The sequence below is a fragment of the Streptomyces sp. NBC_01341 genome (assembly GCF_035946055.1).
In the GTDB taxonomy this organism is placed as follows: Bacteria; Actinomycetota; Actinomycetes; order Streptomycetales; family Streptomycetaceae; genus Streptomyces.
On the sequence record NZ_CP108364.1, the window covers coordinates 4,744,781 to 4,766,361 of the forward strand.

At 72.5% G+C, this 21,581-nt stretch carries 19 protein-coding genes and 1 tRNA gene; 11 read left to right on the plus strand and 9 right to left on the minus strand.

Features of this window, described 5'->3' with window-relative positions:
* Window positions 1-62: 62 nt before the first annotated feature.
* The 7 genes from OG206_RS20965 to OG206_RS20995 form a co-directional block, all read right to left on the minus strand.
* A tRNA-Lys gene (locus OG206_RS20965) sits at window positions 63-136 on the minus strand.
* A complete protein-coding gene (locus OG206_RS20970; protein WP_327118311.1) occupies window positions 127-813 on the minus strand; it encodes a hypothetical protein in 687 nt (228 codons plus the stop codon). The genes OG206_RS20965 and OG206_RS20970 overlap by 10 nt, the downstream gene beginning before the upstream one ends.
* Before the next feature lie 174 nt (window positions 814-987).
* Entirely contained in the window at window positions 988-1,329 is a 342-nt protein-coding gene (locus tag OG206_RS20975) for a hypothetical protein (RefSeq protein ID WP_327118313.1), read from the minus strand.
* A gap of 73 nt (window positions 1,330-1,402) precedes the next feature.
* Entirely contained in the window at window positions 1,403-2,737 is a 1,335-nt protein-coding gene (locus tag OG206_RS20980; RefSeq protein WP_327118315.1) for an AAA domain-containing protein, read from the minus strand.
* Window positions 2,734-4,353, minus strand: coding sequence for a hypothetical protein (locus tag OG206_RS20985; RefSeq protein WP_327118317.1), 1,620 nt, complete (start codon window positions 4,351-4,353; stop codon window positions 2,734-2,736). The genes OG206_RS20980 and OG206_RS20985 overlap by 4 nt, the downstream gene beginning before the upstream one ends.
* On the minus strand, window positions 4,344-5,528 hold the full coding sequence (locus OG206_RS20990) for a hypothetical protein (RefSeq protein WP_327118319.1): 1,185 nt from the start codon (window positions 5,526-5,528) through the stop codon (window positions 4,344-4,346). The genes OG206_RS20985 and OG206_RS20990 overlap by 10 nt, the downstream gene beginning before the upstream one ends.
* Complete coding sequence (locus tag OG206_RS20995) at window positions 5,425-6,372, minus strand: phosphatase PAP2 family protein (protein WP_327118321.1); 948 nt, start codon at window positions 6,370-6,372, stop codon at window positions 5,425-5,427. Before OG206_RS20995 ends, OG206_RS20990 begins: the two co-directional genes overlap by 104 nt.
* 311 nt (window positions 6,373-6,683) lie before the next feature.
* Between OG206_RS20995 and OG206_RS21000 the strand changes: the two genes are divergently transcribed.
* Window positions 6,684-7,280, plus strand: a complete 597-nt coding sequence (locus OG206_RS21000) for a histidine phosphatase family protein (protein WP_327118323.1) — start codon at window positions 6,684-6,686, stop codon at window positions 7,278-7,280.
* A 283-nt stretch (window positions 7,281-7,563) separates the two neighbouring features.
* Window positions 7,564-8,316 carry an SDR family NAD(P)-dependent oxidoreductase gene (locus OG206_RS21005; protein WP_327118325.1) on the plus strand — a complete coding sequence of 251 codons (753 nt, stop codon included), beginning with the start codon at window positions 7,564-7,566 and terminating at the stop codon, window positions 8,314-8,316.
* A 136-nt stretch (window positions 8,317-8,452) separates the two neighbouring features.
* Here the strand turns inward: OG206_RS21005 and OG206_RS21010 are convergent, their stop codons facing one another.
* Window positions 8,453-9,808, minus strand: a complete 1,356-nt coding sequence (locus tag OG206_RS21010) for a tetratricopeptide repeat protein (protein WP_327118327.1) — start codon at window positions 9,806-9,808, stop codon at window positions 8,453-8,455.
* Window positions 9,809-10,050: 242 nt separating this feature from the next.
* On the opposite strand from OG206_RS21010, the gene OG206_RS21015 reads away from it, so the two are divergent.
* Window positions 10,051-10,422, plus strand: coding sequence for a hypothetical protein (locus OG206_RS21015; protein WP_327118329.1), 372 nt, complete (start codon window positions 10,051-10,053; stop codon window positions 10,420-10,422).
* 90 nt (window positions 10,423-10,512) lie between these two features.
* Entirely contained in the window at window positions 10,513-11,400 is an 888-nt protein-coding gene (locus OG206_RS21020; protein ID WP_327118331.1) for a spermidine synthase, read from the plus strand.
* A gap of 6 nt (window positions 11,401-11,406) precedes the next feature.
* Here OG206_RS21020 and OG206_RS21025 read toward each other — a convergent pair whose 3' ends face one another.
* A complete protein-coding gene (locus tag OG206_RS21025; RefSeq protein WP_327118333.1) occupies window positions 11,407-11,949 on the minus strand; it encodes a hypothetical protein in 543 nt (180 codons plus the stop codon).
* Window positions 11,950-12,027: 78 nt separating this feature from the next.
* On the opposite strand from OG206_RS21025, the gene OG206_RS21030 reads away from it, so the two are divergent.
* From OG206_RS21030 to OG206_RS21060, 7 genes are all read left to right on the plus strand, one after another.
* The gene (locus tag OG206_RS21030) at window positions 12,028-12,732 is read left to right on the plus strand and encodes a response regulator transcription factor (protein WP_327118335.1); all 705 of its coding nucleotides are present in this window, start codon (window positions 12,028-12,030) and stop codon (window positions 12,730-12,732) included.
* Entirely contained in the window at window positions 12,729-14,192 is a 1,464-nt protein-coding gene (locus tag OG206_RS21035) for a sensor histidine kinase (protein ID WP_327118337.1), read from the plus strand. Before OG206_RS21030 ends, OG206_RS21035 begins: the two co-directional genes overlap by 4 nt.
* A 128-nt stretch (window positions 14,193-14,320) precedes the next feature.
* On the plus strand, window positions 14,321-15,790 hold the full coding sequence (locus OG206_RS21040) for a glycoside hydrolase family 18 protein (protein ID WP_327118339.1): 1,470 nt from the start codon (window positions 14,321-14,323) through the stop codon (window positions 15,788-15,790).
* A 641-nt stretch (window positions 15,791-16,431) separates the two neighbouring features.
* Window positions 16,432-17,754, plus strand: coding sequence for an ABC transporter substrate-binding protein (locus OG206_RS21045; RefSeq protein WP_327118341.1), 1,323 nt, complete (start codon window positions 16,432-16,434; stop codon window positions 17,752-17,754).
* Between the two features lie 169 nt (window positions 17,755-17,923).
* Window positions 17,924-18,922: a carbohydrate ABC transporter permease gene (locus tag OG206_RS21050; RefSeq protein ID WP_327118343.1), complete on the plus strand. Its 999-nt coding sequence runs from the start codon at window positions 17,924-17,926 to the stop codon at window positions 18,920-18,922.
* 15 nt (window positions 18,923-18,937) lie between these two features.
* Complete coding sequence (locus tag OG206_RS21055; RefSeq protein WP_327118345.1) at window positions 18,938-19,864, plus strand: carbohydrate ABC transporter permease; 927 nt, start codon at window positions 18,938-18,940, stop codon at window positions 19,862-19,864.
* 185 nt (window positions 19,865-20,049) lie between these two features.
* Entirely contained in the window at window positions 20,050-21,510 is a 1,461-nt protein-coding gene (locus tag OG206_RS21060; RefSeq protein WP_327118347.1) for a GH1 family beta-glucosidase, read from the plus strand.
* Window positions 21,511-21,581: the final 71 nt, after the last annotated feature.

Genomic DNA, 21,581 nt, shown 5'->3' on the forward strand with positions numbered 1-21,581 from the left:
GGCGTCCGTCCCGGACACACGAAGAAGCCCCCTCGCTTCCGCGAGGGGGCTTCTTCCGTCTGTGCGCCGTCAGGGACTCGAACCCCGGACCCGCTGATTAAGAGTCAGCTGCTCTAACCAACTGAGCTAACGGCGCCTGGTGACGTCGTAGACATTAGCACCCGGATCGGCGGGAGGAAAAATCGAATATCCGGTGGTCGACGGGGCCGCCGACCTGCCCACTCTTACGCAGGCCCACAGCAGTACGTCCGGCCCGGGCAGCCAGGGGTTCCGGGTGTCCGGGGCGACCACCCAGCGGGGCCCGCCGGCCCCTGCGACGCCGGCCAGGGGCGGGACGGTGACCGCGTCGCCCGTCCCGTGGCAGAGCACGGGGGGCAGGGCGCCCTGCTGCTCCCGGGGGCCGTCCCCGGAGCCGGTGCCCCACTCCTCCCAGGCCAGCAGGGACGGCAGCCGCTGCGCGGTGCCGGGCGAGGCGAACAGCAGCATCCGGCCCCGGTGCGTGGCGACCGGGCCGGAGCCGGGGCCCTCCGCCCAGAGCCGCTCCAGCATCCGCCGGCCGAACAGCGCGGGCACGTTCACGATGTCGAAGGAGGAGCCGCACGGCAGCACGCCCGGAGAACCGGGACTGGCCTCCCACCGGGAGAGCGTGCTGCGGGGGTAGGGCGAGGCGCCGGCCAGCCAGGCGGCCCCCGAGGCGGTGACCTGGGCGGCCCGGTCGTCGGTCCGCTCCCGCAGCAGCGTGAAGATGTCCACACCTCGGCCCGGGTCGGTACCGGTCCGCAGGGTCGTTTCGTCACTCAGCCAAGCACTCATGGCGTCATGTCTACCGGGCGTGATGCTTCCGCTCCCGAGAGTTGCGGAAAGCCGGACAGGGCGAACCCGGACGGAGTATCTTGCCCGGCGGCATATGCCACAGGTGTACCCGCCGTCGCGCGGCCGGGCCCGCCGCCCACCGGCCGGCCGGTCAGGCCCGCGGGGCCGGCGGAGTCAGGGCGCGGGGTTGTCCAGCAGGGATCTGCCGAACTCGATCATCTTCTTGGCATAGTCCTCGGTCCACTCCGCCCGCTCCGCTATGTCAGCCGCGGTGAGCCGGTCGAACCTGCGTGGATCGGCGAGCTGGGCGGCCGCGACGGCCTGGAACTCCACGGCGCGGTCGGTGGCCGCCCGGAAGGCGAGCGTCAGCTCCGTCGCCCGGGCCAGGAGCTCCTTGGGATCGTCCATCGACTCCAGGTCGAAGAAGTGTTCCGGGTCGGCTGCCGCCGCCGACGGCTCGAAGAGCAGCGGCGCCGGACGCAGCCTCTGCCGCTCGTTCCGCTCGGGTTGTGCCATGTGGTGTTCCTTCCTCGTACGGCCGGACGGCCACCTTCCATTGTCCAGCCGGGCGCAAGAGCGCTGCCCAGGATCAGGGCGACCAATGCACGCGATGCTCGGCGAGGTGTGCCAGAACCGCGTGATTCGCCTCCCAGCCGTCGGGGAACTTCACCGTCACGCCCAGCTGGACCGGCTCCGTCGACGGGTGCTCGTCCAGCAGGTCCGCCACGCCCTCCCGGCACACCACCACGCACGCGTGCCGGTGCCGCGAGGCGAGCACACACAGCCGGCCCGTCTCCAGATGGAACGCCGTCGCGTCCGGACGGCCCGACAGCGGATGCAGGACCACCGTCACATCGAACTCACGGCCCTGCAGGCGGTTCGCCGTGTCCACCGCCACGCCCGTCACACCCAGCTCGGCCAGCGCGGCCCGCACCGCCGCCGCCTGGTCGCGGTGGGCCGTGCCGACCGCGACCCGCTCCGCCGTCACCGGAACCGGGTCCGGACCACGCTCGCTCGTCGCCGCGCCGCCCCGGTCCAGCAGCCTGCGCACCACCAGCGCCACCGCCCGCACCGCCTCCGGGTCCGTACGCGGGGTGTGCCGGGCCGGGAGCTCCAGCAGTCCCCACCCGGACTCCGCGGCCTCGTCCAGCACCCGGTCCGGGCCCGACCCGTCCGAGGGCACCCCGAACGACAGCCGCCGGTCGCCGTGGTCCGTGCCGCTACGGAAGGGCGTGTACGGGTAGAAGGCGCCCGAGACCAGCGGGGCCGCCGACGCCGGGAGCCGCCACGACACCGGCAGACGGTGCTGCGGCAGCTGGGGGTTGTGAGCGAGCAGTGTCGAGACGGCGCTCGCCGAGGGGTCGTACGACAGACCGGCCCACTGGTCCGCGCCCACGATCGAGAAGGGATCGAGCTGCCCCGGGTCCCCGACGAACAGCGCCCGCTCGAACAGCCCGGCCACGGCCAGCAGGGCGTCCGACCGCATCTGGTACGCCTCGTCGACGATCGCGTGCCCCCACGGCTCCACGTTCTTCACGTGGGCCCACTTGGCCGCCGTCGAGATCACGACGTCCAGCCCGGCCAGATCCGCCGCCTTTGCCGACTTCCGCACGTGGTCCAGGCCGTCCAGCGCCTTGTCGTACGGATCGGAGTCGCTGCTGTGCAGGCGGCCCACCGGCAGGTCCGGGGCCTTCTCCGCCAGCCGCAGTACCAGGTCGTCCACCTGGGCGTTGGTCTGCGCGACCACCATCAGCGGGCGTCCGGCCGCGGCCAGCTCCAGCGCGGCACGCACCACCAGCGTCGACTTGCCCGCGCCCGGCGGCGAGTCCACCACGATGCCGCGCGACGTGCCGCGGAGGGTGTCCCCGAGGATCGCGTCGGTCGCCCTGGCCGCGGCGGCGCCCGGGTCGGTCACGGCTGTCACAGGAGGTCCTCCGCGGTCACGGGGTCGGGCTGCTCCGACGAGCCGCCGGGCGGCCCGCCGTGCGTCCACGGGGTGTCGTCCGGGTCGGGCAGCTTCGGACCGCCCCGCTGGTCGTGCTCGAACAGCGTCCAGGCGATCCGGTCGCCGGGCTCGGGCAGCGAACCCGGCGCGGGCTCCTTGCCGCGCCCCATGCGGTCGGTGATCCGCAGGACGAGGTGCACGGCGTCCGCGTCCTCCGCGTGCCCGTCACCCCCCGCCTCCGCATGTCCCACGAACTCCGCCGTCTGCGGCTTGCCCTCCAGCGAGCGGTACACCTTGGTCCGCCCGCCGAGATGCGGGCGTTCGGCGGTGCGGACGGTGACCAGCGGGCGCGGTGCAGGCCGCTTCGACTCGCTGTACGCCATCCGCACCTCCGTGACCTCCCCGACGAACGCCTCGCCCGCGAGCCGGCGCCCCGCCAGCACCAGCGGGTCGTCCAGAGCCTCCTGGGCGTCCAGCTGTGCCTGGGCCGTCTCCCGCGAGGCCAGCTTCTGCGCCGCCGTCACCGCGTCGTCACGGCGCGGCTGCGGGGGCTCGCCCGCCCGCACACGGTCCCGGTGCGCGGTGAAGGACCAGCGGTCCCGGGTCCATCGGTCCTCGGCCCTGGACCCCTCCGGCAGCTCCCGCAGCAGGTCGAGCCCCCGCCACACGGCGTCCCACGTGGGCAGCAGCACGCCGGCGAGCAGGGACCTGATGTCCCGCTCGGCGGCCGCCAGTTCGCCGAGCCGGGCGTCCGCGGAGAGACCGTCCTCGGCCGCCGCCAGCGCCGTGCGCGCCCGGTCGAACCGCTCGATCGCGGGAGCCAGCAGCTTGTTGTCGAACGCCGGGTCCGTCGCCGGCCCCGCCGGCGGGCAGACCAGCTGGCCGGCCGGATCCCGGTCCAGCTCCGCCCGCAGCGCCGCCTCCGCCCCGGACCCGCCGGCCGGCGGGTCGACCCAGGCGAGCAGCGCACCCAGATGCTGGTCCTCCAGGCTGCTCTGCCCCGTCGCCCAGTGGCGGTTGAGCAGATCGGTCGTGGCGAGCAGCAGCGACGAACCGGGGACCCGGGCACGCTCGCCGTAGTGCGTCAGCCACCGCCCGAGCAGGGGCACGCGGGCGGGTGCCGGATACGGCGTGTCCGGGTCGTCCTCCACCGTGCGGCGGAAGCGCATGGACCGGCCCAGCAGCCGCACGAAGTCGATGCCCGCCCGGCTGGGGACCACCAGCTGGGCGGCGTCCGAGCAGAGTTCGACCTCGACCTTGACCTTCTTGCCGGTCTCCGGATCGGTCTCTCTGCGCTCCGCGGGCTCGACGGCATCCGCGCGGGACTCGATGTGCGGGAGCACCGCCTCGGCCAGTTCGGCGAGGAAGGCGAACCGCAGGTCGCGGTCGCGCGGCTGTGCCACCACCAGCAGCCGGGGCGCCGTGCGGTCGGTGCCGACGAGCGCGCCGAGCGGGGCGCCGGCCTCACCGGCGGTGGTCAGCGGCACGAGTACGAGCGGCCCGTCGGTCAGATGGCGGTGGCGCACGGTCGCCAGCGGCTGGGCGCGCCCGCTGTCCACCGCCTCGAGCCGGGCCAGTGTGGTGATCAGCGACATGCGGCGCCGTCCCTCGCGCTCCGGAGCGCTTCGGCCCGCAGCGCGGCGGCCCGGCGCAGGGCCGCGACCGTCGGGTCCGCGGGGTCGCCCTCCTTGCCGGCCGCGGCGGCCAGCACCCCGGCGACCGTCGTCAGGCCCCCCAGTTCGCCCCGCACGCTCCGCCCCAGCGACTCCACAGCGCCCCGCGCCCGTGCTTTCGCCCGGCAGTGGAAGGCCAGCTCGCAGGCGGCGAGGCACTCCGGCGCGTAGGCCGCGGGGACCGCCTCCACGGCGGTGCCGAGTTCCTCGGGGGTCCGGTCCGGGTCGAAGGTCGTGCCTTCGGGGAGCGCCGCCGCGATGTCCTCGACGCGGGTGAGCCTGGTCAGCTGGCGGAGGGTGACGGCGCGCTGCTTGCGCACGTCCACGACCGAGGCGGTCGGCAGGTTGGAGAAGTCCTTCGGACAGACCAGCAGGACCCGGTGCCCGACCCGGGCGCCCTCGGTCACCGCGGCGACCCGCTCCAGCGCGAGGACGTAGACGGCGGACTGGCGCGCGGCCGCACCGACCTTCGCGGCGTCCGCCGAACCGTCGATCATGGGGAAGGACTTGATCTCGACGACCGTCCAGGTGCCGTCGGGGTGCACCACCACGGCGTCGGGTTCCAGATAGGCGGGGGAGCCCGCCACCTCCAGGGCCAGCATCGGGTGGTCCAGCAGCGCCCAGCCGCCCGCTTCGGTGGCCTCCCGGAGCGCCAGCGCCGTGCGCGCGGCGCGTCCTTCGGGGCCGGCGGCCGTCAGGTCGGGGACCGAGGCCTCGCCGGGGGAGTCCGCCCCGTCACCGAGGCGTTCGAAGAGCAGGCGCAGCAGCTCCGTGCCGCCGTCGGCCTTGACCTTCGCCTCGAAGGCGTTGCCCCGGACGAACGCGAACTGCGACTGGCCGAACGTGGCGCCCGAGCCGAGCGCGGTGGCCAGCCCGGCCTTGTCGACACCCGCGCCGTCGAGCAGGGCGCGTCGCCTGCATCCCGGGTTCGCGGCGAGCGCGGCCAGGGCGCGTGCGTCGAGCGGATGCGGCGCGACGGACGGACCGCGCAGCTCAGCGAGCCGCTGCCGCAGCGTCGTCGCTGGCCTGGGCCGCGAAGCCGGTGTTCGCGTCGCTGGAATCTGCGGAGGGGGTCCGCCTGCCGGGTATTCGCTCACCCGCCGAAGTCTTGCATCCGTCACTGACAAACGTGGATTGCACGGGGACGGCGGCGGCCGGGGTCCGGGCGAACACGGCCGCGACCCTGCCCTTGGCGCCGTCCGCGATTCGCATGAACGGCCTGGTCAGCAGAGCCCCCACGGCCATCACGGCGGCACCGGCCACGGCGTCGAGGAAATAGTGGTTGGCCGTGCCCATGACGACGAGGACGGTGAGCAGCGGATAGGCGACGCCGGCTGCCCGGACGAGGGGGTGGCGGCCGTGCCGCCACAGCAGCACACCGCACCACAGGGCCCAGCCGACGTGGAGGCTCGGCATCGCCGCGTACTGGTTGGTCATCCCGCTGAGTCCGCGCGGGGCGCTCGCGCCGGCGCCCCACCAGCCGTACGCGCTGTACTGGGCCATCGTGTCGACGAAACCGTGGTGGGCGTCGAGCAGCCGGGGCGGGCAGGTCGGCATCAGTGTGAAGCCGACGAGGCCGAGGAGCGTGGAGGTCATCAGCCAGGTGCGGGCCGCGCGGTAGGCCGCGGTACGGCGCCGGAACAGCCATATCAGTACGGCCGGGGTGACGAGGTAGTGCAGCGAGGCGTAGGCGAAGTCGGCGGGTATCCCCAGGGAGGGGTGGGCGGTCAGCAGCCGGTTGAGGGGGTGTTCGGCGTTCAGGTGGAGTGCCTTCTCCAGGCGGAGTATCGCGAGCCCGTGCTCCACGGCCGCGGGGACGTCCTCCCTGACCAGGAGCCGTCCTGCCGAGTACAGCCCGTACACCACCGCTATGAGCGGGAGTTCCGTCCACCATCGGGGCCGGTGACCGGAGGACGGTGTCGCGGTGGTGGCGTGCGGCATCCGGTAGCTCTCCCCAGGTTCATGCGGTCGACGGCGGGCGTTCAACCGTACGGCGGTCGTGGGCACTGTTCTCTCCCGGGGGCGTCCCCTGCGAACGCCCCTGCTCGTGCGAGGCGAGGGACGCCGGGACCGCCCCGCGGGTTGCCCGTGGAGCAGGTGCGGGATGATGGAGCGGGGCCCTCGCCCGCATCCGTCCCCCACCGGTTGCCCGCGATCGCCGCTCCGAAGCTGTCCCGGACACCGCAGTCCCGGACCCGTCAGATCCTAGGGTCCCCGGATCATCGGATCTCAGTATTTTCAGGGAGAGCCGTATGGCACCGCGCATCCTGCTCGCCCGGCACGGCCAGACACAGTGGTCGGTGCAGGGCAACCACACCGGCAGGACCGACATCCCCCTCCTCGACACCGGTCGCGAGGGCGCCAAGCTGCTCGGCGAGCGGCTGCACCGGCAGCCCTGGGGGGGCCTGCCCGGAGTGGAGGTGCGGACCAGCCCGCTCGTCCGGGCCGCCGAGACGTGCGGACTCGCGGGCTTCGGGGACCGGGCCGAGCCGTGGGACGCGCTCATGGAGTGGGACTACGGCGACTACGAGGGCTTGACCCCCGCGCAGATCAAGGCGGACCGGCCCGACTGGTTCATCTGGCGCGACGGGGTCCCCGGCGGCGAGACCCTGGCCGAGCTCACGGACCGGGCCGACGAGGTGGTGGCGTGGGCGCGGTCCGCCGACCGCGACGTGCTGGTCTTCGCCCACGGGCACATCCTGCGGGCGCTGGGCGCGCGGTGGCTGGGCGAGGACGTGTCCTTCGCCGCGCGGATCCGCCTGGAGCCGACCTCGCTGTCGGTGCTCGGCTGGGCGTACGGCCTTCCCGCCCTGGAACGCTGGAACGACACGGGTCACCTGGACCGCTAGGGCCTCTCGTCCGGTTCATGCTGGGCTCGCGTGCCCCGGCCGGAGCGGGAGATCGGCCACGTCCCGCCCGCCGGGTGCGAGACCAACCACTGCCCGGAAGCCGCGAAATCCCAGGTCACCACGATCCTCCGAGATCTCTGCCGTGCCCCGGGAGACCCAGGTCACTACTTGCTTAAGCAATTACCGGGTATGCTTGCTCAGGCAAGTAACTTTGGATGGGTTCAACGAGAGGTTTAGCCGCCCCGCGTCCATCGACATCACCGCGACAACCGGAGGTACTGACATGAATCGTCTCGAGGGACGTGCTGCGCTGGTCACAGGCTCGACGAGCGGAATCGGGCGCGGTGTCGCGGAGGCGATGGCCCGCGAGGGCGCCATCGTCGTCGTGACCGGGCTCGGCTCCGACTCCGGTGCTCAGGTCGTCGACGGGATCGTCGCGGAAGGCGGCGTCGCCCACTTCGTCGAGGCGGACCTCTCTGCGGGCGGCTCCGAGGTCCGCCGCCTCGCGCAGGAGGCGACGGCCCTGGCGGGTCGGCCGATCGACATTCTCGTCAACAACGCGGCCTTTCTCGTGCCGCCTCACCCCATGACGGAGTCGACCGAGGAACAGATCGACAAGGTCCTGGAGGTCAACATCAAGGCCCCGTACCTTCTGACGGCCGCCCTGGTGCCCGGCATGGTGGAGAGCGGCGGCGGCTCGGTGATCAACATGGGCTCGATCGGCGGCGTGGAGGGAATCAAGTTCACCTCGCTGTACGGCGCCAGCAAGGCAGGTCTGCACTCGCTGACGAGGTCGTGGGCCGCGGAGCTGGCCGCCGACGGGGTGCGGGTGAACACCGTCGCCCCCGGACCCACCGTCACGGGGGGGAACGAGGAACTCCGCCCCCTCCTGGAGAAGCTCGCCGAGGGCAACCCGGACAGGCGTACGGGCAGCGTTCAGGACACCGCCGCGGCTGTGATCTTCCTCGCCAGTGAAGACGCGTCACACATCCACGGTGTGCTCCTCCCGGTGGACGGCGGGGCCCTCGCGATCTGAGGAGAGGCCGGCTCGGCGCGTCGGCGCCGAGCCGGCCTCGCGCGTCGCGCTCAATGATCGATAAGGGCTGTCCCGAGATCCGCACGTCGCGCTGGAGGCCGCGGCCAAGCCCGGTCCCCGAGCTCGGGCGGCCGGTTCAGGCGCTGGGCGGGAGCTCCTCGTAGCGGGCCAGCAGGGCCGTCACCTCCGGACCGCCGCGCGGCCTCAGCACGCGTACGGCGCTCGCCAGCATCCCCCTGATGCGGGAGGACTGGACCCGGTCGAGCAGATCCAGCACCTGGTGCCCCGCAGCCGCGGCCTCGTCCGCCGTGCCCGCGCGCGCCAGGTCACCGGCCAGCTGGGCCCGGTACAGCGCGAGGTTCCGGGTGAAGTGCGGGTCCTGCAGCCGGGTGGCCCGCCGGCCATGGCGTGCCGCCCTCGGCCAGTCGCCCAGGGCCGACCAGCACTGCGCCTCCAGCAGTTCGAGCTCCGCTTCCCGGAAGAAGCTCATCCACTCCGGGTCCGCGTCGCGCGGCCCCCGATCGAACGCCGTGCGGGCCCGGCCGATCGCCTGTTCGCACCCGGTGCGGTCCCCGAGCCACGCCCGGGCGCCCGCCTCCCGCAGCGCGAGCAGGGCCAGCAGCCGCGGGGAACCGAGCGGACCCGCCGCGCGCTGCCCGGCCTCCGCCGCGCGGACCGCCTCCCGCGCCCGGCCCGTGTCGCGGGCCAGGAACGAGGCGTTGCAGAACGCGTGCGCCTCCAGCGCGGCGTCCCCGGCCAGCCGCGCCGTGGCGAGGGCCTCCGCGTAATGGGAGCGGGCGTCGTCGACGCGCCCCGAGTCGTGGGCCAGCCAGCCCACCGAGATCGCCAGCTCACCGGCGCCGGCGTGCAGCCGGTCGACGGTGCTGCGGCGGCTCGCCGTCCCCGCGTCGAGCAGCGCGTACGCGGCCCGCAGCGGCTGGGAGGCGCGGCGGTAGAGCCCGTCCGCGCCGTGCCGGTCGTCCAGCAGCCGGATCTGGCGGACCGCCTTCTCGACGGCGCTCACCTCGGCCTCGCCGACCCGGCGCTGGGCGGGGACGTCGAGGGGGCCCGCCACGGCGGACCGGCCGCCCAGGCCCAGGGACGCGGCGGCCATCGTGGCGGTACCGCTGGTCATGAACACGCGACGCAGCACGTCGCTCTCCTCGTGGATGTCACTGTCGAGCGTGGGGGGTGTGGTGGGAGGGGGCGCGGACGTGCTGCGGGCCCCCCGGCCGCGCACGCTCTCGCGGTCCGAGAAGCCCAGGTCCGCCAGGGTCGCCCCGGGGAACATGTGCAGGAACACCCGTTCGTACGCGTAGTTGGGGCAGCGGATCTCGCCGGACTCCACGCGTCCGATGTACCGGGCGTCGCACGCGACCTGTTCACCGATCTCGCGGGCGGCCCTGCGGACCGCTGCCGCGAACTCACCCGCGGAGCGCTGTGCGCGCAGCCGCCGGAAGGCGAGGTTGGGAACTGCCCGTGTCGACACCATGGCGGGGCCCTCTCTGGCGCAGCCGGGCTCCTGCTTCCGGTGTCCCGGCGGAGCAAGAACGTACCTGCTGTGACGACGTCCGTACGCTGCGTTTACCTATAAACCGGACATCTCACCCGTGATCCGCCATGAACTGCCACCCTTTGCGGCGGCGTGCCGCCGTAGCCCTTGACGCCGTCGGCGCGTTGGTCCATGTGGCGACGGGGCGTGGCCCGGTCTCGAGACGAGAAGGAGGGGTTCCCTTGCCGCACACGGGCTCGGAATCCACACCGTGCGACCTGGTGACAGTCCCGGCACGTCAGGGGCTGGAAGCCGTGGACATCCTGCGCAGGGGCTCGGACCACGAGGCCGTCGGCCCCGTCCTGCACGACGGGGCGTGCGCCGTCCTCGGCTTCCTCGTGCCGCCCGGAACCGCCGAAGCGTGGGACGTACCCGGCAGCGCCTGTACGAGGACGGACGGCCGCGGGCTGCGCGTCCCCGCCGAGCCGCCCGTCACCGGGGGCGGCTGGCTCCTGCCGCCGGCCGCGGAGGCCCCGGTCACCGACCCCGCGGTCCTGAGGGCCGCCCTCGACCAGGCGGCCCGGCTCATCGAGGCGGCCGACAACTGCCGCTGAGGCCATAATGAAGGGGTGGGCGGATCCCCCGCCCGCAGCCGGACATCCCCAGGTGACCGGCCCGGATCCGGTGGACGAGGACGAGCGCGCGTGGCACGTCGAGGAGCGGCCAGGGGCGCGGGCGACCGCAAGCGGTCCGAGCGCCAACAGGAGTCCGTCGCCGAGACGGTGGACGGCGGCCTCGCCGAACTCGTCCCCGACCGTGAGCGCCCGCGCGCGTGGACGCTGCTCCTGGACGGCGCCCCGCAGTCCCACGTGGACCTCGACGATCCGGCGCACCTCTCCTTCGAGTACCAGCGGCGGCTCGGCCACGTCATCGACCTCGCCGCGCCCCCCGGACGCCCCCTCCAGGCGGTCCACCTGGGCGGCGGGGCCTTCACCCTCGCCCGCTACATCGCCGCGAGCCGCCCCCGCTCCACCCAGCAGGTCGTCGAGGTGGACGCACCCCTCGTCCAGCTCGTCCGCCGCGCACTCCCCCTCGATCCGCAGGCCCGGATACGCGTCCGCTCCATGGACGCCCGCGAGGGCCTCGGCAAGGTCCAGGACGGCTGGGCGGACCTCGTGATCGCCGACGTGTTCAGCGGGGCCAGGACCCCGGCGCACCTCACGTCCGCCGAGTTCCTGACCGAGGTGCGCCGGGTGCTGAAGCCCGGCGGCCAGTACGCCGCCAACCTCGCCGACGGCCCGCCGCTGGCCCACCTGCGCGGCCAGATCGCCACGGCCGCCTCGCTGTTCCCCGAACTGGCCCTCGCTGCGGACCCGACCGTCTGGCGCAGCCGTCGTTTCGGCAACGCGGTCCTGGTCGCCTCCGACCTGCCGATCGCCGTCGCCGAACTGACCCGCCGGGTCGCCGGCGACCCGCACCCCGGCCGTGTCGAACACGGCCGCGCGCTCGCCGACTTCACCGGCGGCGCCGCCGTCGTCACCGACGCCGCGGCCAAGGCATCCCCGGCTCCGCCGCCCGGTGCCTTCTCCTGAGCGCGCTCACTGATCGACGATCTCCACGACCGGCGGATGGCCGTTCCAGGTACAGAACACGGACACCGTCGCCCCCGCGCCGTCGCTGAAGTCCACCCGGATCCACTCCGGATTCGTCCACACCTGCATCGACCAGCCCTGCTCGGGTGTGGCCGAGACCAACGTCGCCGCGTCGGCGGTCAGTTCCAGGACGACGCGGCCGCCGCGCGTCGGGTAGCTCTTCACCTCGCCGGCCGCGGCCGAGGGCTTCGGGGACTTCGCCGGGCCCGGCGCGGCGGACGGTGGCCGGGAGGACGGCCGCCGCGAGGGCCGGACCGCGGCCGGGGGCTCGGCGCTGGTCGCCGTGGGGGTCGGCGAGGGCGGTGCCGCACGGCGCGTGGAGGACGAGACCGGCTCGTCCGCCGCCCGCACGCCCACCGAGATCGGCACGGCGCGCGGGGGGTCGTACGCCGTCCCCGACATCACCGTGTGCACGCCCCACCACGACAGGGTCACCGCTGCCCCCGTGGCGAGCGACCACGCCAACGCGTGTACGAATCCTCGTTGCATCGGGCACATCCTGCACCACCCGCCCCGGTGCTGTCCCGGACGGGACCGGCTTCCTCCGTATGGGTTACGGTGCGGCGCATGCCTAGTGTGCTTGTGGTCGAGGACGACCAGTTCGTGCGTTCCGCCCTCATCCGGCACCTGACGGAGGCCTCCCACACGGTGCGCAGCGTCGGGACCGCGCTCGAAGCGCTGCGCGAGGTCGCGCACCACCGCTTCGACGTCGTCATCCTCGACCTCGGGCTCCCCGACCTCGACGGCGCCGAGGCGCTGAAGATGCTGCGCTCCATCACCGACGTACCCGTGATCATCGCGACGGCGCGGGACGACGAGGCCGAGATCGTGCGGCTGCTCAACGACGGCGCCGACGACTACCTGACCAAGCCCTTCTCGGTGGAGCACCTCTCCGCCCGGATGGCCGCCGTGCTGCGCCGTACCCGTGGGCCCGCGGGCCAGGCACCGCCCCCGCGCGTCATCCAGGTCGGCGGGCTCTCCATCGACCCTCTGCGACGGCAGGCCGAACTGGACGGCACGACCCTGGACCTGACCCGGCGCGAGTTCGACCTGCTGGCCTTCCTCGCGGGGCGCCCCGGCGTCGTCGTACCGCGCCGTGAACTGCTGGCGGAGGTCTGGCAGCAGTCCTACGGCGACGACCAGACCATCGACGTCCACCTGTCCTGGCTGCGGCGCAAGCTGGGCGAGACGGCCGCCCGGCCGCGCTACCTGCACACCCTGCGCGGCGTCGGCGTCAAGCTCGAACCCCCGCCGCCGGGGCAGCCCGTATGAGATGGGCGCTGGTCAAGGTCTGCCTGGCCGTCACCGCCATGGTCGTGATCGCCTTCGCCGTACCGCTCGGCCTCGTCATCAAGGAGATGGCCCGCGACCGGGCCTTCTCCGACGCCGAACGACAGGCGGCCACCATCGGCCCCACCCTCACCATCACCACCGACCGCGAGGAACTGACCCGCGCCGTCCTGTCCACCGACCCCGGCGGCCGGGGCCGGCTCGCCGTGCACGTCCCCGCGACCGAACCGGGCGGCACACGGCTGGAGATCGGCACCCGTCGGGCCACCCGCGAGGACGTGGAGACGGTGGGCAGGTCGGGCCGCGCGTCGATCGCCGAGGTGCGCGGCGGTTCCGTCCTGCTCCAGCCCACCGCGCTGGGTTCGGGAGGTATCGCCGTCGTGGAGGTCTTCGTCGCCGACGACGACGTGTCCAACGGGGTCGGCACCGCCTGGCTGGTGCTCGCCGGCGTGGGCATCGCGCTGATCGTCGGCTCGGTGGCCGTCGCCGACCGGCTCGGTGTACGCATGGTCGAGCCCGCCCAGCGCCTCGCGGGCGCCGCGCAGGACCTGGGTGAGGGCAGGCTGGGGACCAGGGTGCCCGAGGACGGGCCCGCCGAACTCCGCTCCGCCGCCGCGGCGTTCAACTCGATGGCCGACCAGGTGGTCCAGCTCCTGGCCAACGAGCGGGAACTGGCCGCCGACCTGTCGCACCGGCTCCGGACCCCGCTGACCGTCCTCCGCCTGAACGCCGCATCGCTGGGCGAGGGCCCCGCCGCCGACCAGACCCGGTCCGCGGTCGAGCATCTGGAGCGCGAGGTCGACACGATCATCCGCACCGCGCGTGAGCAGCGCCCGCAGACCCAGGGCGGTCCGCCGGGCGCCGGCGCGGGGTGCGACGCGTCCGAGGTCATCCGGGAGCGCATGGGGTTCTGGTCCGCCCTGGCCGAGGACGAGGGACGCACGGTGCGCCTCGCCGGGGTGGACCGCACCGTACGCATTCCGGTGGCACGGCCCGAACTGGCCGCCGCGCTCGACGCGTTGCTCGGCAACATCTTCCGCCACACAGCGGAAGGGACCGCCTTCGCCGTCGACGTGCACCACAGCGGCGACGCGGTGCTCGTGCTGGTCTCGGACGCCGGGCCCGGCATCCCCGACCCGGCGGCCGCCCTCACCCGCGGCGCCAGCGGACGCGACGGCGCTCGGGACGCCGTCGGCTCCACCGGACTCGGCCTCGACATCGTGCGGAGGGTCGCCGAGTCCACCGGCGGCGACCTGCGGATCGGGCGTTCCGTGCTCGGCGGCACGGAGGTGCGCATCTGGATCGGGCTCGACGGCGGTCCGGCCGAACGCACCCGCCGCGGGCACCGGGTGGGCGGACGGGACGGCAAGCGGCAGCGACGCTCGGTGAGGGGACGGAACGCGGAGTCCCCAAGTTCCTCGGGCGCGGGGTCCGATCTTTAACCAGCGCCGATGCGCTCCTTAAGCGAACCCTAAGAACATCAACTCACTTCCCATTAGTGCCATGTGCCCGTTTCGGGGCGGCTAGCGTGCAGACGCAATCACCCCCCCGCAGGACAGAGGCAGACGCGATGAGCACCAGCACGCACCGCCGCACGACGAGCACCCGCACGAAGGTGCTCGGCGCCCTCGTCGCCGCGGCGGCCGTCGGCGGCACGGTCTTCGCACTCACCGGCACGGCGCAGGCAGCGGCGGTCGGTGCCGCGTACACGAGGACCAGCGGCTGGACGGGCGGATACACCGGGCAGTACGTCATCACGAACGACGCCGGACCGGCCCGGTCCGGGTGGACGCTGGAATTCGACCTCGCCTCCGGGACGAAGATCGACTCGCTCTGGAACGGGGAGTACACCGTCACCGGCAACCACGTCACCGTGAAACCAGCGAGCTGGAACAAGGACCTCGCCCCCGGCGGCGCCGTGACGGTCGGTTTCGTCACCACCTCGTCGGCGAAGGCCGCCGATCCCACGGGCTGTCTCATCGACGACACCGCGTGCTCCGCGGACGGCGGAGCCACCCCGGAGCCCAGTGGACGCCCGACCGTGACCCCGACCGGAACCCCGGAACCCACGGCGACGGCCACGCCGACGGAGGACGCGACGACCCCGCCCGCGACGCCCCGGCCCACGGACACCCCCGGCACGGCCACCGGCGCCGGATTCGCCCCGTACGTCGACACCTCCCTCTCCCCCTCGTACGACCTGCTGGACACCGTCTCCAGGACGGGGGTCAAGGAGTTCAACCTCGCGTTCATCACCTCGGGCGGCAACTGCGCCCCGCTGTGGGGCGGGGTGACGGGGCTCGGCGACGACAAGGTGGCAGCCCAGATCACCGCACTGCGGGCCGGTGGCGGCGACGTGCGGGTGTCCTTCGGCGGCGCCGCCGGAGCGGAACTCGCCCTGCACTGCTCCTCGGCGGCCGAACTCGCCACGGCGTACGGCAAGGTCGTCGACGCCTACGCGCTGACCAAGGTCGACTTCGACATCGAGGGCGGCGCGCTGCCCGACACCGCGGCCAACTCCCGCCGCTCGGCGGCCATCGCGCAGCTCCAGAAGGACCACCCCGGGCTCGACGTCTCCTTCACGCTGCCGGTGATGCCCGAGGGCCTGACCCAGCCGGGCGTGGACCTCGTCGCGAACGCGAAGCGGAACGGCGTCAGGATCGACGCGGTCAACATCATGGCGATGGACTACGGGGCGTCCTACAGCGGCGACATGGGCGACTACGCCACCCAGGCGGCCACCGCCACGCAGGCCCAGCTGAAGGGCGTGCTCGGGCTCTCCGACGCCGCGGCCTGGAAGACGGTCGCGGTCACCCCGATGATCGGGGTGAACGACGTCGCCACCGAGATCTTCACCGTCGAGGACGCCACGCAGCTCGTGACGTTCGCCGAGGAGAAGGGCATCGGCCGGCTGGCGATGTGGTCCGGCACCCGGGACGCGCAGTGCCCGGGCGGGGCCAAGCCCACCGCGGACGCGACCTGCAGTTCGATCGTCCAGGAGCCGCTGGCCTTCACCAAGGCGTTCGGCACCTTCGAATAGCCGGCACCCCCAGAACCAACACCTCAGCGCGCGCCCCGGCCGGCCCCACACCCCCCACAACCGGCCGGGGCGCGCCCCCATGTGCGGGGCGCCCGCCGGACGCCTCCGGCGGGCCCAAGCGGAACCTCCGGGTCGCGCTGCGGAGTTCGGGGAAAGAACACGGAGACCCCCGACAGCCGCCCTGCGCGCCGCGCTCGAGCCCGCCCCGTTCATCTTCCGGCGGGCACCCTCCGGGTGAAGGGCCCGGTCGGCACCCCGGCGCCGAGATCAGGGCCGGCCGCCGCCCACCGCGGGTACGAGCGGGTGAATGACGCTCAGCATCGCACTGACCTGGGGCGATTGAGGTGTCCGAGGGTGGGGCATGCAGCGCGTGCGGGTAAACGCAAGCCCTCGGTCGGACACATTCGCGTGACTTGCAGGACACGCTCGGGCAACAGAAGCGTCTTCAACTCTTGACACCCGCCCCCTTGAGGCAGCAATGTTCCGGCATCAGCGCATGGGAGCGCTCCCATATCGATCGAGGTTTTTCGCTCGTACGGGGACGGCACCGCCCATGTCCTCTCCGTACCACTGGCACCCGCACCACCAGCGCGTATGCCGAGCACGAACGCCAGTCCCACCCTGGAACAAGGAGTAGTGGAATGCGCATCACCCGCACCGTCGCAGGTCGAAGCCGCAGAACCGCCGTCATGGCCACCACGGGCCTCACGGCCGCCGCCCTGCTGATGACCGGCTGCAGCGACTCGGGATCGGATTCCGACGAGGCCGACGCCAACGGGAACATCACCCTGACCGTCGCCGACTTCGGACAGTTCGGCTACAAGGAGGCGGGGCTCTTCGCGAAGTACCACGAGCTCCACCCGAACATCACGGTCAAGGAGAACGTCACGGCCCAGGAGACGGTCTACTACCCCAAGTTCCTCCAGCAGCTCAACACGGGCAGCGGGCTCGCCGACGTGCAGGGCATCGAGGTCGGCCGGGTGAAGGAGCTCGTCGACACCAAGGCGGACGCCTTCGCCGACCTCTCCAAGGTCGTCGACCCCGCGCAGTGGGTCAACTGGAAGGCGCTGCAGGCGAGCACCGACGACGGCAAGGTCATAGGCGCCGGCACCGACATCGGCCCGATGTCGATCTGCTACCGCCGCGACCTGTTCGAGCAGGCGGGACTGCCCTCCGACCGCACCGAGGTCGCCGCGAAGTTCGCCGGCGGCTGGGAGGACTACCTCGCGCTCGGCGAGGCGTACAAGGCGAAGGCCCCCAAGGGCACCTTCTTCATGGACTCCGCCAGCGCCATGTACAACGGCGTGGTCAGCTCGGACTCGGAGCAGTACTACTCCAAGGACGGCAAGGCGATCTACAAGGACAGCGCCGGCGTCAAGGCGGGCTGGGAGCTCGCCGCCCAGGCCGTCGACAAGAAGCTGACCCAGGGCCTGGCCCAGTTCAGCCCGCCGTGGCAGGCGGCCCTGCGCAAGGGCACGATGGCCACCGTGGCCTGCCCCGCGTGGATGGCGGCGCAGATCTCCACGTACGCCGGTGACGAGTTCAAGGGCAAGTGGGACATCGCCCGCACCCCGGGTACGACCGCGGCCAACTGGGGCGGTTCCTTCCTCTCCGTGCCCGCCAAGGGCAAGCACGTCAAGGAGGCCGGTGAGCTCGTCAAGTGGCTGACCGCGCCCGAGCAGCAGGCCGCCGTGTTCAAGGCCGCCGGGCTCTTCCCGTCGAACAAGGGCGCCTACGAGCTCCCCGACGTGAAGACCGCCAAGCTGGAGTACTTCAACAACGCCCCCATCGGTGAGATCTACGCCGAAGAGGCCAAGGTCATCCCCGCGGCCGTGCTCGGCCCGAAGGACGGCGTCATCAAGGACAGCATCTCCACCCAGATCAACAACATGGAGCAGCGCGGCACCAAGCCGGACGACGCCTGGAAGGCCGCGACCGAGGCCATCGACAAGGTGATCGGCTGATCCTCGCCGGTGCGGGCCGCCGGGACGCCCATCGGCGTCCCGGCCGGCCCGCACCGGTGCCGGTTCCCCCACCGGCACCGCGCACCTTCTCCGACACCCCGCCGGACCCGACCGGAGGTCCGGCCTTGCCCCTGAGGTGTCGGCACACCCCAGGGAAGGACTCCCACCTGTGGCAACCACGACCCCCACGAGGGGCGCACACGGCTCACGGCCCGGCCGTCACGCCCCCAAGCCCATGACCGCGCGCCGCCAGGCATGGCGCAGCCGGCTGTGGCGCTTCGACGACAAGGCGTCGCCGTACGCCTACATCGCGCCCTTCTTCCTCGTCTTCGGGGCCTTCGGGCTCTACCCCCTCGTCTACACCGGCTGGATCGCCCTCCACCGGGTGGAGATGACCGGCCTCGACCAGATGGAGTGGGTCGGCTGGGAGAACTTCGGCAACATCCTCCAGGACTCGGAGTTCTGGACCGCGGTCACCAACACCTTCGTCATCGGCGTCATATCCACCGTGCCGCAGCTGATGATCGCGCTGGGCCTGGCCCACCTGCTGAACTACAAACTGCGGGCCAGCACCTTCTGGCGCACCGTGATCCTGACGCCCTACGCCACCTCGGTCGCGTCGGCCGCCCTCGTCTTCGCCCTGGTGTTCCGGGCCGACGGCGGGCTGCTGAACTGGGTCCTCGGCTTCTTCGGCGCCGGTGAGACGAACTGGGCCAACGGCCACTGGTCGTCCAACATCGCCATCGCCGTCATCGTCATCTGGCGGTGGACCGGCTACAACACGCTGATCTACCTGGCCGCGATGCAGGCGGTCCCGTCCGACCTCTACGAGGCGGCATCGCTCGACGGGGCCTCGCGCTGGCAGCAGTTCCGCAACGTGACGATCCCTTCGCTCCGGCCGACGATCCTCTTCACGATCGTCATCTCGACCATCGGATCCATGCAGCTGTTCGGCGAACCCCTGCTGCTCGAAGGCGGCCAGATCGGAGCCCAGGGCGGCACCGAGCACCAGTACGAGACCCTCAGCATCTACCTCTACAACTACGGCTGGAACCTCGGACACCTCGGTCCGGCCGCCGCGGTCGCCTGGGCCATGCTCGTCCTGCTGCTGCTCATTGCCGCGATCAACTGGCTCATCGGGCGCTTCGTGCGCAAGACCGCGGCCTGACGGGGAGCGATTCGAATGACCACCACACACACCGTCACCGCGCCGGACCGCCGCCGTGTCTCCAAGACAGCCGGCAGCCACGACGAGCCCCCGCGCCGCAGCCGGTTCAAGCAGGGCGCCGGCCGCCAGCACCACGCGGGCCCCTTCGCCTACATCGCCCTCGCCGTCGTCGGCCTCGGCTCGCTGTTCCCGCTGTACTGGACGCTCGTCGCCGCGTCGCGCACCCAGGACGAGGTCCTGGACACCACGCCTCCGCTCCTGCCCGGCGGCAACCTCTTCAACAACCTCGAGGCCGCCTGGGAACAGGCCAGTCTCGGCAAGGCCATCGTCAACACCGTCATCGTGTCCAGCAGCATCACCCTGGCGACGCTGTTCTTCTGCACCCTGGCCGGTTACGCCTTCGCCAAGATGCGCTTCAAGGGGCGCGGAGCGCTGATGACGACCGTCATCGCGACGCTGACGATCCCCCCGCAGCTCAGCGTCGTACCGCTGTTCATGATGATGTCCGACATCGGCTGGGGCGGTCAGCTGGAGTCGGTGATCTTCCCGACCCTGGTGAGCGCGTTCGGCGTGTTCTTCATGCGCCAGTACCTCCTGGAGGCGCTGCCGTACGAGCTCATCGAGGCGGGCAGGGTGGACGGGGCGAACAACCTCCGCATCGTGTGGAGCATCGTGCTCCCGGTGGCCCGCCCGGCCATGATGGTGCTCGGCATGCTCACCTTCGTCCAGGCCTGGAACGACTTCTTCTGGCCGTACCTCGCACTGAACCAGCAGAACCCGACGCTCCAGGTGGCCCTCGGCCAGCTGAGCGCGTCCTACGTGCCCGACCAGAGCATCGTCATGGCCGGCGCGCTCATCAGCACCCTGCCGCTGCTCGTCGTCTTCGTGATCTTCGGCAAGCAGATCGTCGGGGGAATCATGTCCGGCGCCGTCAAGGGCTGACCCCGCCCGCCGATCCGCCCCGGTCCGATCCCGGCACCCGCTCAGCCCAGGCCCGACCCGGGCCCGCCGTCCCCGGTCCGGCCGCCAAGCCGTCCCGTACGGCCTGTACCTGACCACAGGCCGTACGGGGCCGGGGCCCGTGCACTTCCCGCCCAGTCCCCCTCCACCCATGGGAGCGCTCCCGTATGACTGCCGTACGACCCGACACCACCCTCAAGCAGGCCCCCGAGGCGCAGTTCCCCACGGGATTCATCTGGGGCGCGGCGACCGCGTCCTACCAGGTCGAGGGTGCTGCCGCCGAGGACGGCCGTACGCCGTCCATCTGGGACACCTTCAGCCGCACCCCCGGCAAGGTCCGCAACGGCGACACCGGTGACATCGCCGCCGACCACTACCACCGGTACCGCGACGACGTGGCCCTGATGAAGGAGCTCGGACTCAAGGCGTACCGCTTCTCCGTGTCGTGGTCCCGGGTCCAGCCCACCGGCCGCGGACCGGCCGTGGAGCGCGGCCTGGACTTCTACCGCAAGCTCGTCGACGAGTTGCTCGACGCCGGCATCATGCCCGTCGCCACGCTCTACCACTGGGACCTGCCCCAGGAGCTCGAGGACGCCGGCGGCTGGCCCGAGCGCGTGACCGCCGACAGGTTCGCCGACTACGCCGCCATCGTGTCCGGCGCCCTCGGTGACCGGGTCGGGATGTGGACCACCCTCAACGAGCCGTGGTGCTCGGCCTATCTCGGATACGGCTCCGGCGTGCACGCCCCGGGCCGCACCGAGCCCGCGGCGGCGCTGCAGGCGGCCCACCACCTCAACCTCGCGCACGGCCGGGCGGTCGAGGTCCTGCGCGACCTGCTCCCCGCTGCCGCGCAGACCTCGGTCACCCTCAACCTTCACCAGGTCCGCCCGCTCACCGACAGCCCGGCCGACGTGGACGCGGCCCGCCGCATCGACGCCGTCGGCAACCGCGTCTTCACGGGGCCGATGCTGCACGGGGCGTACCCCGAGGACCTGATCGCGGACACCTCGCACCTGGTGGACTGGTCGAAGCTGGTCAAGGACGGTGACCTCGCCACCATCTCCCGTCCGGTCGACGCGCTCGGCATCAACTACTACACGCCGACGCTGGTCTCGGACCCCGTGGAGGGGGCCAGCTACGCGCGCAGCGACGCGCACGGCGCCAGCGCCCACTCCCCGTGGCCCGGTTCCGAGCACATCGCCTTCCACCTCGCCGAGGGGAAGGAGCGCACCGCGATGGACTGGTCGATCGATCCCGACGGGCTCTACAACCTCCTGATGGACACTCACCGTGAGCACCCCGGGCTGCCGTTGATGGTCACCGAGAACGGTGCCGCCTTCGACGACTACGTCTCGCCCGAGGGCAAGGTGGAGGACCCCGAGCGGGTGGCGTACCTGCACGGGCACCTCGACGCCGTGCGGCGCGCGATCGCCGACGGAGCGGACGTCCGCGGCTACTTCCTGTGGTCCCTGATGGACAACTTCGAGTGGGCGTACGGCTATTCGAAGCGCTTCGGTGCGGTGTACGTCGACTACGCGTCGCAGCGCCGCATCCCCAAGGCGAGCGCCCACTGGTACTCCGACGTGATCCGCCGGCACGGACTGCCCGCCGCCGACGGCACCGTCTGACCCTCCGGCCCGCACCCGAAGCGGGACCCGGCAGACCGCCGGGTCCCGCTTTCCCATGTCCCGTCGCGCGC

Coding starts and splice junctions, on each gene's coding strand:
- OG206_RS21005 (WP_327118325.1), top strand. CDS start 7,564: ATGAATCGTCTCGAGGGACGTGCTGCGCTGGTCACAGGCTCGACGAGC.
- OG206_RS21045 (WP_327118341.1), top strand. CDS start 16,432: ATGCGCATCACCCGCACCGTCGCAGGTCGAAGCCGCAGAACCGCCGTC.
- OG206_RS21030 (WP_327118335.1), top strand. CDS start 12,028: ATGCCTAGTGTGCTTGTGGTCGAGGACGACCAGTTCGTGCGTTCCGCC.
- OG206_RS21040 (WP_327118339.1), top strand. CDS start 14,321: ATGAGCACCAGCACGCACCGCCGCACGACGAGCACCCGCACGAAGGTG.
- OG206_RS21055 (WP_327118345.1), top strand. CDS start 18,938: ATGACCACCACACACACCGTCACCGCGCCGGACCGCCGCCGTGTCTCC.
- OG206_RS21000 (WP_327118323.1), top strand. CDS start 6,684: ATGGCACCGCGCATCCTGCTCGCCCGGCACGGCCAGACACAGTGGTCG.
- OG206_RS21035 (WP_327118337.1), top strand. CDS start 12,729: ATGAGATGGGCGCTGGTCAAGGTCTGCCTGGCCGTCACCGCCATGGTC.
- OG206_RS21010 (WP_327118327.1), bottom strand. CDS start 9,808: ATGGTGTCGACACGGGCAGTTCCCAACCTCGCCTTCCGGCGGCTGCGC.
- OG206_RS20995 (WP_327118321.1), bottom strand. CDS start 6,372: ATGCCGCACGCCACCACCGCGACACCGTCCTCCGGTCACCGGCCCCGA.
- OG206_RS21025 (WP_327118333.1), bottom strand. CDS start 11,949: ATGCAACGAGGATTCGTACACGCGTTGGCGTGGTCGCTCGCCACGGGG.
- OG206_RS20970 (WP_327118311.1), bottom strand. CDS start 813: ATGAGTGCTTGGCTGAGTGACGAAACGACCCTGCGGACCGGTACCGAC.
- OG206_RS21060 (WP_327118347.1), top strand. CDS start 20,050: ATGACTGCCGTACGACCCGACACCACCCTCAAGCAGGCCCCCGAGGCG.
- OG206_RS20985 (WP_327118317.1), bottom strand. CDS start 4,353: ATGTCGCTGATCACCACACTGGCCCGGCTCGAGGCGGTGGACAGCGGG.
- OG206_RS20975 (WP_327118313.1), bottom strand. CDS start 1,329: ATGGCACAACCCGAGCGGAACGAGCGGCAGAGGCTGCGTCCGGCGCCG.